Raw genomic sequence first — 14787 nt, 5'->3', positions numbered from 1 at the left:
AAAGCATGAGTGCAAAAAGCAAACTTTATCTTTTAGCAGGCCTTTCTTTCTTGGCCGGAAATGCAATGGCACAGCACATCTGTATTTCTACCCCTAACACATCGCTCGTACTGAATGCGCCCAATGGCGGTGAGCTAAAGTATCTTTACTATGGAAGCAAACTGAATGAAACAGACTTGCAACACATCAACGAAGCATCTAATTGTAACCATACGGCTTACCCCGTATATGGAATGAATTGTCCGGGAGAAGCTGCTCTTTCTGTAAAACACGCCGACGGCAACATGTCTACACAAATGGAGGTGGTAAGTGTCAGCACTAATCAGGAGAAGCAGTCAACATTAACGACTGTCCACCTGAAAGACAAAGTATATCCGTTCTATGTCGACGTACACTACAAAGCATATCAGGATGTAGATATGATAGAAACCTGGACCGAGATAAGCCACACAGAAAAGAAGCCAGTATATCTGAGCCAGTTCTCTTCTGCCTACTTACCCATTCGCAGAGGAAATGTATGGCTTTCACATCTGTCTGGTTCATGGGCAAACGAAGGACAACTGACACAAGAACCGCTACAGCCAGGAATGACCGTAATTAAAAATAAAGATGGGGTACGCAATTCACATACCTCACATGCAGAAGTGATGTTCTCACTCGATGGGAAACCACAGGAAAATACAGGAAGAGTCATTGGAGCCGCCCTTTGCTACACAGGCAACTACAAACTGAAAATTGATACTGACGACAGCGATTATCATCAGTTCTATGCCGGCATCAACGAAGAAAACTCTTCATACATGCTTTCTAAAAAAGAAGTATTCCGCACGCCTGCCGTAGCCCTGACTTACAGCGACGAAGGGCTGAGCGGTGCAAGCCGTAATTTCCACAAATGGGGACGGACTTACAAACTGGCTCATGGCAATGTGGTTCGTGATATTTTATTGAACAGCTGGGAAGGTGTGTATTTCGACATTAACCAGAAAGGAATGGACCAGATGATGAGCGACATTGCCTCAATGGGAGGCGAGCTTTTCGTGATGGACGACGGATGGTTTGGAGACAAATATCCACGTAAGAACGACAGTTCCTCACTGGGTGATTGGGTAACAGACAAAAACAAGCTTCCGGAAGGTATTGAAGGATTGATAAGAGATGCAAAGAAGCATGGCATCAAGTTTGGTATCTGGATAGAACCGGAAATGGCAAACACAATCAGCGAATTGTATGAAAAACATCCTGAATGGATACTGAAAGCTCCTCAGCGTGATCCGGTTCTTGGACGTGGAGGTACTCAGGTAGTACTCGATTTGGCAAATCCGGAAGTACAGGATTTCGTTTTCAAGGTTGTTGACGACTTGATGACACAGTACCCCGACATCGCTTACATTAAATGGGATGCCAACATGGCCATTATGAATCATGGCTCCAATTATCTGACAGCTGACAAACAAAGCCACATGTACATAGAATATCACAAAGGCTTTGAGAGTGTATGCCAGCGTATCCGTGCCAAATATCCGGACTTAGTGATTCAGGCTTGTGCCAGTGGAGGCGGTCGTGCCAACTATGGCTATCTTCCTTACTTTGATGAGTTTTGGGTGAGCGACAACACGGATGCACTGCAACGCATCTACATGCAATGGGGAACTTCTTACTTCTTCCCTGCCATTGCCATGGCTTCGCACATCAGTGCGGCTCCCAACCACCAGACTTTCCGCACCGTTCCACTTAAATACCGCATCGATGTAGCTATGAGTGGACGATTAGGAATGGAAATCCAGCCTAAAAACATGACCGATGAAGAAAAAGACCTGTGTCGCAAAGCAATAGCCGATTACAAGAAAATCCGTCCGGTAGTTCAGTTAGGAGATATTTATCGCCTTGTTTCTCCATACGACCATCTGGGAGTAGCCTCCTTAATGTATACCAGTCCGGAAAAAGACAAAGCTGTATTCTACTGGTGGAAAACAGAACATTTTGTCAATCAGCACTTACCGCGTGTAACAATGGCCGGTCTTCATCCCGACAAGACTTATCGTATCACAGAGTTGAACCGGATTGACAATCAGCCGCTTCCCTTTGAAGGAAAAGTTTATAGCGGAGCATTCCTGATGGAAAACGGCCTGGAAATTCCTTATACTCATCAGGTAGACTATCATAAATTAAATGATTATGCCAGCCGGGTATTGTATCTGGAAGAAGTAAAATAAATCGCACCATACATACACAAAATAATAGCCGGACTTGCCACCCACATGGCAAGCCCGGCTTTATTATATGAGAAGAATCCGCTTATTCCCAATTATCCGTACGGAACGGATACAAGGGCAATTCACGCAAGTTGGCCACATTACCAAGCTGAAAGTCACGGAAGCAATAGCGCACGGCAACAGGCTGTGCTACCTTGTCGCAAGTTACCTTTATCTGCAAATTATTGTACACTTCAGCTTTTGCCGGATAGAACACTTTATCGCTCCCTGCTACTTCAAAACCGTCCATACCCGACAGACGGTTAAACCCTTCTTCTGCATGGTCAAAGGATAAAATAGCTGCACCGTCTTTCACTTCCATCGACTTATAAACAGGTCCGCATGCCTCTATGCCCGACACATGGTAAGTCTTACTCAAAGCCATATAAGCAAGACGCTTTCCTACGTCTGTTTTATTCTTGGGGTGCACATTCTTGATTTCATAAGGTTCTACCAGGTCATTGGTCGAAATCATACCACTGTTCGAAATGATAGACTGCGCCTTAAACTGTGCTTCACGAAGGTATGCACACCCGGTAGTTTCCGTAGAGTTAAACGGCGCAATCTCCACATAATAGAAAGGCAATTCACCCAGCCCCCATTCCTTACGCCAGAGTTCCACCATTGTCTTCAGTCGTTCAGCATACGTTTTGTGTTTTCCTACATTCGATTCTCCCTGATACCACAAAAAGCCTTTGATGGTATAGTTCTGTAGTGGCTTCAACATGCCGTTATACATCAATGTCGGACTCAGGTAATGCCACCAGTCGTGCCCGTCCTCCTTGCGAATATCTTTCTCCAAGTCTATATCTGGATACTGGGACACGATTTCACGAGGTAACCATCCTTCCACCATAGAACCACCCCAACTACAGTTGATGATTCCTATTGGAATATCCAGTACCTGATTCATCATCATGGCAAAATGAAAGGCCGTCGCACTAAAAGCCGGTGCATTTTCCGGATTACTTACCTTCCAGCTCCCTTTACACGAATCCACAGGTTTTACCTGACCGTTCTTCTCCACGGTAGCCACACGAATACCTTTCCATTTCGATGAAGTAGCAATGGTTTCATTAGCCCCTGCTATCGGACAGTTTACAAATCCTCGGAGAGGCATCTCCATATTCGACTGCCCTGAGCAGAACCAGACTTCGCCTACCAGCACATTGTTCAGTTTCATCTCCTCTCCATCGGAAATGGAAATCGTATAGGTCTGATAACTGGCTGTGGGAGTCTGAATTTTAGCCACCCATTTTCCTTCCGCATCGGCGGTTACTTTATACACTTCCCGGTTCCACGATGGACGGATAATCACTTCAGCATTCGCATTTGCCTTTCCCCACAGACAAGCTTCAGCCTGCTGTTGCAATACCATATTGTCACTCACAATGTCGGGCAATGTAATCTTGCCCCATGCTCCAGCCTGCATCATCAGCAGACAGGCACTCACAATCCATTTTTTCATCTTACTCTATTTTTTTAGTCGTTATTTCTACAAAAATGATATAAGGAAGAGCGTTCTCAAAAACAGAAAGTTAAAATTGCACGTTTCTCATAATATCATATTCCTCTTCACAAAGATAGCATATCTCACCTCCTTACAATTGATACTTTCTTATCCAAGTTTTTCCAAATCATCCTCTAAGCATCGTTACGTTATTTATCGCATCCCCTTACACATTCTACGTTCTCCCACGCAGAACCCTACGTTTCCCGAACCTAAAACCTACGTTTCCGCACCGAGAAACATACGTTTCCTTTACGGGAAACGTAAAACTTACAAAGAAAATATTCCATTATTCCCGAAGCATTTCCACAAAACAATCTCGCCTTTTCCATATACCACCAAAATAAATTCCATTATATAGCCCAACTCTCATTTTTAATTATAACTTTGCGAATAAAGAACTCAAACTTGAAAGATATGAAAGTAGCAATCATCGGAGCCGGAAACATGGGAGGTGCCATTGCCCGTGGACTGGCCAACGGACATTATATTCAGGCACAAGAGATTTCGGTATCCAACCCCAGTGCCGGCAAACTGGACGCGCTGAAAGCGGAATTTCCTGCCATTCACGTAACACATTCCAATAAAGAAGCGGCAGAAGATGCAGACATTATCATTATTGCCGTCAAACCGTGGAAAGTGGAAGAAGTGTTGAAGCCGCTTAGATTGAGAGGACCACAGATTTTGGTATCAGTGGCCGCAGGACTGACTTTTGAAGACCTGGCACATTTTGTAGACCCGGAAATGCCGATATTCCGCGTCATTCCTAACACGGCCATTTCAGAAGGAGCCAGCATGACACTGATTGCCGCACGCAATGCTTCGGAAGAACAGATCACTTCCCTGACTGCGCTCTTTAACGAGATGGGACGTTCCATGCTGATTGAAGAGAAACAATTTGCAGCTGCCACCTCGCTGACTTCCTGTGGCATTGCCTACGTACTGAAATACGTACAAGCTGCCATGCAGGCAGGAGTAGAACTGGGTATCAAACCACACGATGCACAGACCATGCTGGCACAAACCCTGGAAGGGGCAGCCAAACTTTTGCTGAACAACGAAAATGCACATCCGGCCACAGAAATCGAGAAAGTGACTACTCCGGGAGGAATTACCATCAAGGGTATCAACTCGCTGGAGCACGACGGATTTACCTCGGCCGTTATTCACGCCATCAAGGCCAGCTTATAAAAACATCATACGGGGAGCTTCGTGCTCCCTTTTTCATTACAAAACCTGAACCGACATGAAAAACAACATTCTTATCACCATGGGAATCCTTGTATTGCTGGGAGTGGCCGTACAGGGTTTGTTTGGCATCGTAGCCGGTGTATTCCTGTCTGCCATTTTAGGAATCATCTACGGAGCCGTCAAGAAGAACAAGCAGTTTCTGCGCTGGTCGGTCATTGCACTTACCATCGACATTATCTGCATCATCCTGTTCTATTTCTGCCTGATTCAATCGGACATGTAGCTTTTACTTCACAAAACCTTTTTTCGCCCATTTCAGGCTGTTCCACCGTTTCACAAAGATAAAAGCACGGATATTCTCGTCGAGCAGGAAGGCACACCACATGCCAACCAGTCCCCAGCCCAGATGAATACCGAACAGATAGCTGAGTCCGACAGAGACCGTCCACTGCACAATCAGGCCGACATAGAACGGGAAATTCACATCACCAGCCGAACGGAGGGCATTCGTGGCATAGATATTTACGGCACGCCCTATCTCTACGATGACATCGACAATGAGAATGGTCACTCCCAAGCGGATAATATTCTCGTTGTCCGTCAGCATACTGAAGATTGTATGACCGAATATGGCCCAAATGCACGAAAGTCCCAGCGATACCAGAATGGACAAACGCATGACGTACTTTCCCAACAGGTAGGCCGCACGTATCCGCTTCTGCCCCACCAGATGACCTATACTGATGGCTCCTCCTTGTGCCATGGCGATGGCAAAGAGATAGACAAACATGGTGGTATTCACCGTATAGGTTCGTGTGGCCAGCGAATCATTTCCCAGAATATTGATTAAATAGGTGATGACCACCTGCGAAAAACTGTACGACATATTCTCTCCGGCAGAAGGAACTCCTACCTTCAACAGGTTTTTCAGTTCTATCCAAGAGAAAGGACGGAAAAGAGCCATCGGGAAAGACGGGATGTGTTTTCTGAAGAGAATGACAAACAAGACAATCATACTCACGCCACGAGCGATGGAGGTAGATATGGCCGCTCCTTCCGCTCCCATAGCAGGCAGACCGAACTTACCGAAAATCAAAGAATAGTTTCCGATAATGTTCATCACATTGACCAGCACTGTGACCAGCATAGGGTAAATGGCCTTGTTGGCACTACGCAAGGACGCAGAAATGGTCAGCGAGATAGCTTGGAAAAAAGCAAAGGCTCCCACAATCTCCATGTATCCGATGCCATACTTCAGCAATTCCGGACGAAGTCCCATCCATCCCAATAATGTAGCTGCTCCATAATGCAAGATGGCACTGACCACGAGTCCCACGACCAGGTTCAGCAATAAAGACACACCGACCACCTGCACCATCTTGTTCCTCATTCCTGCTCCCAGGTACTGCGAACACAGCACAGAGGTACCGATATTGATTACCTCGAAAATTAGGAAAGCAAACATCACAATCTGGTTCACCACCCCTACTGCTGCCACACTTTCATCAGAATACTGACTCAGCATAACGGTGTCGACAGCACCTAACATCATAATCAATAAGGTCTCGATAAAGATAGGAATCACAAGCTTCGTCAAGCCTTTCCGGATACCTGTTTGTTGAATTGCCTGTTCCACGTATTAACTCTCTAAAAAACGTGACAAAATTACAACATTTAGCCCGGAGAGTGTCTTGACATAGGTCAATTTAAAGGTGTAAACCCTACAATGCACTATTTTCTCCCTTTTCTTCACTATTTTCCCCCTCAAATTCCTGATAAAATATGATTTTTGTAACACTTAAAAATAATTATTATGAAAACCAAGCAATTTCTACTTATCCTATTAGCATGTCTTTGCTTCCCTTTTGCTCAGTTATGGAGTAATCCTGTACACGACCTTCTGGAAAGAATTGATCCAGGAGCTTCCAAAAAATTCATCATACAAGTAAAGAAAGGATCATCCGATTTTTTTGAACTCGACCAAAAAGGTGACAAAGTAGTCATTCGGGGAAACAACTACGTAAACATCGCTACCGGCTTAAACTGGTACCTGAAATATTACGCAGGCATTCATCTTTCATGGAACGGCATGACTGCCGAGTTACCGGAAAGTTTGCCAAAAGTTTCTACTCCGGTACGCAAGGAAACCAACCTCTCCTTACGCTACGATTTCAACTATTGCACTTATTCCTATACCATGGCTTTCTGGGACTGGGAACGCTGGGAAAAGGAAATCGACTGGATGGCACTGCACGGTATCAACTTGCCACTGGCAGTAGTCGGTCAGGAATGCGTATGGAAAAACATGCTCGAAAAGCTAGGTTACACCAAAGAAGAAATCAACAAATTCATTGCAGGACCTGCTTTCTTGGCATGGTGGGCCATGAACAACCTGGAAGGATGGGGCGGTCCCAATCCGGACAGCTGGTACACACAGCAGGAAGCATTGCAGAAGAAAATTCTGAAACGTATGCGTGAATACGGCATCGAACCGGTATTCCCCGGTTATTCCGGTATGGTACCTCACGATGCCAATAAGAAATTGGGACTGAACGTAACCGAACCGGCATTGTGGAACGGATTTACCCGTCCGGCATTTTTGCTTCCAACCGACTCACGCTTCAACGAAATTGCTTCCTTATATTATAAGGAACTGGAAAAGCTGTTCGGCAAAGCCAACTATTACTCTATGGACCCGTTCCACGAACTTGAAGATGCAGGAAGCGTGGATTTTGATGCAGCCGGAAAAGCCGTACTTAAAGCAATGAAGAATGTCAATCCGAAGGCTACATGGGTGATTCAAGGATGGACTGAAAACCCGCGCCCGGAGATGATCAAGAATCTGAACAACGGAGATATCCTGATTCTGGATCTGTTCAGCGAATGCCGCCCGATGTGGGGTATTCCTTCTATCTGGAAACGTGAAAAGGGTTATGAGCAGCACGACTGGCTGTTCTGTATGATAGAAAACTTCGGAGGCAACGTGGGTCTGCACGGACGTATGGACCAGTTGCTGAACAATTTCTACCTTACCAAGAACAATCCATTAGCCGCCCATCTGAAAGGTATCGGCCTGACCATGGAAGGTAGCGAAAACAATCCGGTGATGTTCGAGCTGATGTGCGAACTTCCCTGGCGTCCGGAAAAATTCACCAAGGAAGAATGGTTAAAAGACTACCTTTTCGCACGCTACGGTGTACGTGATGAAAAAATCACACAGGCATGGAGCATTCTTGCCGACGGCATCTACAACTGCCCGTTTGGCAATAACCAGCAAGGCCCTCACGAATCCATTTTCTGTGGCCGTCCCGGACTGAATAACTTCCAGGCATCCAGCTGGTCTAAGATGCAGAACTATTATGACCCGACCAGCACGGAAGCGGCAGCCCGCCTAATGCTGGAAGTAGCCGACAAATACAAAGGCAACAACAATTTTGAATACGATCTGGTAGACATCGTCCGTCAGTCACTCTCCGACAGAGGACGTATCGTCTACAACCAGACCATTGCCGACTTCAAGAGTTTCGACAAAAAAAGCTTTGCTACTCACTCACAAGAGTTCCTGAATATCTTGTTGGCACAAGACCGCCTGTTAGGTACAAGAAGTGAATTCCGCGTAGGACGCTGGATTGAACAAGCCCGTAATCTCGGAACTACTCCGGAGGAAAAAGATTTGTACGAATGGAATGCCCGCGTACAGATTACCACATGGGGAAACCGCGTATGTGCCAACGACGGAGGTCTTCGCGACTATGCTCATAAGGAATGGAACGGTCTTCTGAAAGATTTCTACTACAAACGCTGGGCAGCCTACTGGCAGACACTCCAGGATGTGCTCGATGGTAAACCAATGGTTGAACTAGACTACTATGCCATGGAAGAACCTTGGACACTTGCGCATAATCCGTACGCATCGCAACCGGAAGGTGACTGTGTCAGCGTAGCAAAAGAAGTGTTTAACAAAGTGTTTCCCAATAAATAACAAGAATAACCATTAATCAGAAAGCACCATGAAACGATTGTTGTCATTAGACATCTTACGCGGCATCACGGTATGCGGCATGATTCTGGTAAACAATGCCGGAGGCCCCGTTTCGTACGCACCGTTGCGCCATTCTGTATGGAACGGACTCACTCCGTGCGACCTGGTCTTCCCGTTCTTTCTGTTTATGGTCGGTATTTCCACCTACATTTCTCTCCGGAAATTTAATTTCGGTCCTACCTCTGAAGTTATCAGAAAGATTGTTCGACGTACATTCCTCATCATTCTGATTGGATTAGCAATTGACTGGTTTGGATATGCTTGTAACGGAAATTTCTTCCCCATAGACACACTACGCATCCCTGGTGTATTGCAACGAATTGGCCTATGCTACGGCATCGTATCGCTTATGGTCATTTATATCAATCATAAGTATCTCCCATGGATTTGCGGTGGATTACTACTTGCCTATTCCATCTTACTTCTGACAGGAAATGGCTATGCCTGTGATGACACTAATTTGCTTGCAGTCATCGACAGAGGCATATTTGGTGAAGCCCATCTTTACAAAAAAAGTCCAATTGATCCGGAAGGTCTTGCCGGCACATTGTCCGCCGTAGCCCACACGCTCATCGGATTTATGTGTGGCAGATTGTTGCTGGAAAAGATATCTGTAAACAAACGGATTGTCAAGCTCATTACAGCAGCTGTAATGATGCTGATCATCGGCTATGTACTTTCCATTTGGATGCCGATTAACAAACGGGTATGGTCTACCACCTTCGTTTTAGTCACATGTGGCTGGGGCTCTCTACTATTGGCATTGCTTATGTATGTAATAGACGTAAAGAACATCAATAAAGGATGGACCTTCTTCCTGGTTTTCGGGATGAACCCTTTGTTCCTTTACGTACTGAGTGAAGTGGTAGCCATCATCTTCTCTCAATGGGAAATAAAAGATGCCATTTATCATGCCATTACTATGATTATTTCTGATGAATATTTGGCGTCTCTTGTCTACTCGCTATTATTCTGTTCAGTTATGGGACTGACCGGATACATCCTCCATCGTAAAAGAATTTATATCAAAATCTGATAAAAACTAACCTTTAAAAAATCTAAGTTTATGTGTAAAGTACAATTGAAAAATGCAAGACTAAGGCCATTCGCTTTGTTTATGGCTCTTTTTCTGATGAATGTTTCATGGGCATTTGCGCAGCTCACTGTTACAGGAAATGTGCAAAGTACATCTGGTGAACCACTGATTGGTGTAAACGTGGTTGAAAAAGGTACTACTAATGGAACTGTGACCGATTTGGACGGTAACTATACTCTTCGAGTAGCGAAGGGGAAGACACTTGTATTTTCCTACATCGGTTTCTTATCGCAAGAAGTTGTAGTAAACGGTGCAAAAGTCAATGTAACCCTGAAAGAAGATACAGAAACATTAGACGAAGTAGTTGTTATCGGTTATGGTAGCATGGCTCGTAAAGACGTTACCAGTTCTATTACTACTGTAAAAGCAGACCAGTTAAATGTTGGTGTATTCTCTGATGCAGCCAGCATGCTGCAGGGTAAAGTGGCTGGATTGACTATCACTACCACCGGTGACCCGAACGGTTCTCCGAGCATCACATTGCGTGGTTCTTCATCTTTACGTACTGGTCAGGCCATGCAGCCTTATTATGTAATCGATGGTATTCCGGGTGTAGACATCTCTATGGTGGCTCCTGACGACATCGAAAGTATCGATGTACTCCGCGATGCTACTGCAACTGCCATCTATGGTTCAAAAGCAGCCAACGGTGTAATCATCATCAATACCAAGAAAGGTAAACATGGAGCAGAGCGTACCAATGTAAGCTATAGTGGCTACGTAGCCTTCGATAATATTCTCAACACCCTGGATATGGCAAGCGCAGATGATTTGCGTGCTTATGCAGAAGCTACAGGAGCAACTTTGGCTAATGATATGGGTGCAAACACCAACTGGCAAGACGAAGTGCTTCGCACAGCTATCAGCACCAATCATAACCTCTCAATCAATGGTGGTGCCGGTAAAACTACTTACATGGCCAGCATCAACTATCAAGACCGTGAAGGTGTGATTACAGGCTCTAGCATGGACAGATTAAATGTCCGTTCTTTAGTAACAACAAAAGTACTGAAAGATCGTTTGGAACTTTCTGCTGGTGTAAATGCCAGATATGGTAAAGCAATCGGTGTACCAATGAACAACGAAGGTGCCTCTGTGTTGGATGCAATGAATTACTTCTCACCGATGCTCCCAGTAAGAAACGAAGATGGTTCATGGACAACAGGTTCTGGTTCAAAAAATTACAACCCATTGTCTCTGATTTATGAAAATACATCCGAAACAATGTACAAGAATACACAGTTGCTGGGCAAAGCAAGTTTGGAAATCATCGAAGGATTGAAATGGAATGTAAACTACTCATTCACCAACAACCAAAGTACCTACAGTGCTTATGACAGCCACAATACCCAGCTGGAAGGTATCAGTGCATACAATGGACGTGCTACTCGTAACACATACTTCGGACACGAACATATCTTTGAAACCTTTGGTAACTATGATACCACTATCAATGACATTCACAAACTGTCAGTAATGGCCGGTTATTCCTGGGAAGAAAAGATGTCGAACGATGGATTCGGACTGACTGTACACGATTTCTATGATGACGTATTGAAATGGAACCAGCTGACATACGCCAGCACCATCGATGGTATACCGGCAGTACAAAGCGGAACCAAAGAAACTATCCGTAACATTTCATTCTATGGTCGTGCCAGCTATTCTTTCAATAGCAAATACATGATTCAGGCTACAGTTCGTCGAGATGGTTCTTCTGTATTTGGCAAAAATAATCAATGGGGTACTTTCCCTTCTGTCAGTGTAGCATGGAACATCACTGAAGAAAACTTTATGAAAAATCAGAACTTGTTCGACAACTTGAAATTCCGTTTAGGTTATGGTGTCAGTGGTAATGCTTTAGGTTTTGGAGCTTACACAGCTATCGCTACTTACGGAGCATCCGGCTTCTTTGATTACAACGGAAAACAATGGCGTACACTGGCAGCGACCAAAAATGCAAACCCTGATTTGAAATGGGAAACTACAGGTATGTTTAACGTAGGACTTGACTACGGACTTCTTAATGGACGTCTTAGCGGTACAATCGAATTCTACAATAAAAAGACTAAAGATTTGATCTGGAACTATCCGGTTTCTACAAACCTTTACCCATTTGGTGACATTGCAGCCAACGTAGGTGAAATTACCAATCAAGGTATCGAAGTATCTATCAACGCTGTTCCTGTTCAAACTAAGAACTTCACATGGAATACAACTGTGACTCTTTCACACAACAAAAATACCGTAAACAGACTGTCTAACGATAAATTTGAAGTAGGTGTATTTACACAAGGTGACCCGATGGTAGCAGGTGTTTCATCAGAAGGTTACACACAACGTATCATTGAAGGTGAACCTCTCGGAACATTCTTTACTTACGAATTTGCAGGTTTTAATGACGCAGGCAAGGCTACTTACTACGTAAGAGATGAAAATACTGGTGAACGTACAGGTGAGACTACAGAACAGCCAGGCTACAAAGACCGTACTATTACTGGATGTGCACAGCCGAAACTGAACTTCGGATGGAACAACACATTCAACTACAAAAACTGGAATGCAACTGTATTCTTTACCGGAGTTTTCGGAAACGATATTTACAACGGTACACGTGCCAACTACATGAGCCCTGAAATGCTGGCCGGTGGTAAGAATGTACTGAAAGAGTTCCTTGACAATCCGACTACCTCAGCAAGTCTTCCGTCAGACCGTTTCATTGAGAATGGTTCTTACCTCCGCTTGAGCACTCTTTCTTTGGGTTATACATTTAAGAATTTCAACGGATGGTTACAAAATCTGCAACTGTATGTAACTTGCAACAATCTGTTCACAATCACTGGTTACAAAGGACTTGACCCAGAAGTAAACATGGGTGGTATTGATCCAGGTATCGACTACCGCTGGAGCGTTTATCCACACACTCGCACTACAATGGTGGGTGTAAAGATTAATTTCTAATTTATTAATATAGAAAACAGAATTATGAAAGCAAATATAAAATATTTATTCTCCATTTGTGCAGCCGCTCTAATTTCCGGTTGTACGGATTTGGATGTAAAGGTTGAATCTCAATATACCGAATACCCAACAGACAATGAAATTGCTGTAGAGGCTAAAATGGCCGACGTATATTTCCAGATGCGCGACTGTTTCGGCCGCCGCTACATGGAAGCAATGTCTTTGTCAAGTGATGAATACACAGCCGTATCATATGGTGGTGGATGGTATGACAGTGGTGCGTATGCACACCCTAGCCTTCATGATTTTACAGCAGAAGATGCCACAATCGACTGGATGGGTACTCTCACTGGCGGCTGTACAAAAGCTAATACCATCATCCGAGATTTAGGAGGTGATGAAGCTGGTGAAATCATAGCTCCTGCTCGTGCCATGCGTGCGTTCTTTCATTTCATTATGATGGACTGCTGGGGAGATGCTCCAATTCTTGACCATCTGCCTAGCGATGGCGAATTGATTGACCGTTCACCACGTGCTGATGTTGCTAAATTCATCGAAAAAGAATTGTTGGAAATCATTCCACAACTCACCGATGAAGTAAGTGCCAATACTTATGGGAAACCGACTAAATGGATGGCAGAAGCCTTGTTGGTTAAATTGTATATCAATTGGGCTGTCTATACAGCAGCTTCTGTAGACAAGTATGATGCAGCGACAGCTACTAATGAGAAACTGAACGATTGTATCAAATATTGTGACGATATCATTACCAATGGTGGATTCAGCCTTGGTTCCATGTCTTACCAAAAGAAGTTTGGTCCGGACAACGGCTCTCACGTAGAAGACTTTATCTATGCAATGCCATACGATACTTACACTGCTACTGGTATGCAGCATGGACGTGCACGTACTTGGAAAAAGGCCGGAGATGTAGAACTCAGTTACTATGGTATGAAACTGAGTAGTTCTGCGGGTGGTTATATCACTATGACTCCGGAATTTGCAGAACTGTTTGAAGATGCAAGCAAAGCAGGCGACCGAATAAAAAGTATCCTTAGAGGCCCTGTGTATGTGTACAATCCAGAAACTTATGAGCCAACAACAGAACCAGCACTAGATCCTAACGGAAATCAAATTGTACTTACCAAAAGTATTACACTGGACACTCCTAATGACGTTCAGTTAGGAGTAGGTGATGACATCGAAGGATATAACCAAGGATACCGTTCTGTGAAATTCTTCGTCATCGATGACGATTTCAAAAACAGCAGAAACCAGTCAAATGACTATCCTATTTTCCGCTATGCAGACATTTTGCTGACTAAGGCAGAAGCGTTGTTACGTGGTGGAGTATCTACTGAAAGACCTCAAGACACACCTGTAAGTTTGTTCAACGAAATCCGCAGATATGTACATGCAGAAGAAGTAACAAGTGTCAATCTTGATGAATTGTATGATGAACGAGGACGTGAGTTCTTTGATGAAAACTGGCGTAGAAATGATATGATTCGTTTCGGTCATTTCGAAGATGAATACTTCCCTCATTATCATGACTTCCCGACAGCAAATTTCGACAAAACACGTCGTATCTTCCCGTTGCACAGAGATATGCTGAATACCAACCCGAACTGGGAACAAAATCCGGGATATCCTGAATATCATAACTAATTTTTCTACATAACAAATATTGGTGAGAGAAATTCTCTCACCAATATTTGTAAACTCACAGATCAAA

9 protein-coding genes are annotated in these 14787 nt (G+C 44.2%); 7 read left to right on the top strand and 2 right to left on the bottom strand.

The window, feature by feature from the left end:
• The first annotated feature begins 5 nt into the window (after positions 1-5).
• Positions 6-2213, top strand: coding sequence for an alpha-galactosidase (locus tag BACPLE_RS17365; protein ID WP_007564353.1), 2208 nt, complete (start codon positions 6-8; stop codon positions 2211-2213).
• A gap of 82 nt (positions 2214-2295) precedes the next feature.
• On the opposite strand, the gene BACPLE_RS17360 is transcribed toward BACPLE_RS17365, so the two are convergent.
• Positions 2296-3720 (bottom strand): sialate O-acetylesterase, encoded by a 1425-nt coding sequence (locus BACPLE_RS17360; RefSeq protein WP_007564350.1) that lies wholly within the window; start codon positions 3718-3720, stop codon positions 2296-2298.
• 450 nt (positions 3721-4170) lie between these two features.
• On the opposite strand from BACPLE_RS17360, the gene proC reads away from it, so the two are divergent.
• Positions 4171-4953 (top strand): pyrroline-5-carboxylate reductase, encoded by a 783-nt coding sequence (gene proC / locus BACPLE_RS17355; protein ID WP_262501115.1) that lies wholly within the window; start codon positions 4171-4173, stop codon positions 4951-4953.
• A 55-nt stretch (positions 4954-5008) separates the two neighbouring features.
• Entirely contained in the window at positions 5009-5236 is a 228-nt protein-coding gene (locus BACPLE_RS17350; RefSeq protein WP_007564347.1) for a hypothetical protein, read from the top strand.
• 3 nt (positions 5237-5239) lie between these two features.
• Here BACPLE_RS17350 and BACPLE_RS17345 read toward each other — a convergent pair whose 3' ends face one another.
• A complete protein-coding gene (locus tag BACPLE_RS17345) occupies positions 5240-6589 on the bottom strand; it encodes an MATE family efflux transporter (RefSeq protein ID WP_007564344.1) in 1350 nt (449 codons plus the stop codon).
• Positions 6590-6766: 177 nt separating this feature from the next.
• On the opposite strand from BACPLE_RS17345, the gene BACPLE_RS17340 reads away from it, so the two are divergent.
• The 4 genes from BACPLE_RS17340 to BACPLE_RS17325 are packed head-to-tail and all read left to right on the top strand — an operon-like array spanning position 6767 to position 14720.
• Positions 6767-8935, top strand: coding sequence for an alpha-N-acetylglucosaminidase (locus BACPLE_RS17340; RefSeq protein ID WP_007564342.1), 2169 nt, complete (start codon positions 6767-6769; stop codon positions 8933-8935).
• A gap of 28 nt (positions 8936-8963) precedes the next feature.
• Entirely contained in the window at positions 8964-10031 is a 1068-nt protein-coding gene (locus BACPLE_RS17335) for an acyltransferase family protein (RefSeq protein ID WP_040313376.1), read from the top strand.
• Positions 10032-10061: 30 nt separating this feature from the next.
• Positions 10062-13052 (top strand): SusC/RagA family TonB-linked outer membrane protein, encoded by a 2991-nt coding sequence (locus BACPLE_RS17330; RefSeq protein WP_007564338.1) that lies wholly within the window; start codon positions 10062-10064, stop codon positions 13050-13052.
• A gap of 24 nt (positions 13053-13076) precedes the next feature.
• Positions 13077-14720 carry a RagB/SusD family nutrient uptake outer membrane protein gene (locus BACPLE_RS17325; protein ID WP_007564336.1) on the top strand — a complete coding sequence of 548 codons (1644 nt, stop codon included), beginning with the start codon at positions 13077-13079 and terminating at the stop codon, positions 14718-14720.
• Positions 14721-14787: the final 67 nt, after the last annotated feature.

Origin of the sequence: Phocaeicola plebeius DSM 17135, from assembly GCF_000187895.1 — a bacterium.
In the GTDB taxonomy this organism is placed as follows: Bacteria; Bacteroidota; Bacteroidia; order Bacteroidales; family Bacteroidaceae; genus Phocaeicola; species Phocaeicola plebeius.
This window is presented reverse-complemented; position numbering and strand designations above follow the sequence as displayed.

Excerpts from the sequence above, each read along its gene's own strand:
- BACPLE_RS17340 (WP_007564342.1), top strand. The coding sequence starts at position 6,767 with ATGAAAACCAAGCAATTTCTACTTATCCTATTAGCATGTCTTTGCTTC.
- BACPLE_RS17350 (WP_007564347.1), top strand. The coding sequence starts at position 5,009 with ATGAAAAACAACATTCTTATCACCATGGGAATCCTTGTATTGCTGGGA.
- BACPLE_RS17325 (WP_007564336.1), top strand. The coding sequence starts at position 13,077 with ATGAAAGCAAATATAAAATATTTATTCTCCATTTGTGCAGCCGCTCTA.
- BACPLE_RS17365 (WP_007564353.1), top strand. The coding sequence starts at position 6 with ATGAGTGCAAAAAGCAAACTTTATCTTTTAGCAGGCCTTTCTTTCTTG.
- BACPLE_RS17360 (WP_007564350.1), bottom strand. The coding sequence starts at position 3,720 with ATGAAAAAATGGATTGTGAGTGCCTGTCTGCTGATGATGCAGGCTGGA.
- BACPLE_RS17330 (WP_007564338.1), top strand. The coding sequence starts at position 10,062 with ATGTGTAAAGTACAATTGAAAAATGCAAGACTAAGGCCATTCGCTTTG.
- BACPLE_RS17335 (WP_040313376.1), top strand. The coding sequence starts at position 8,964 with ATGAAACGATTGTTGTCATTAGACATCTTACGCGGCATCACGGTATGC.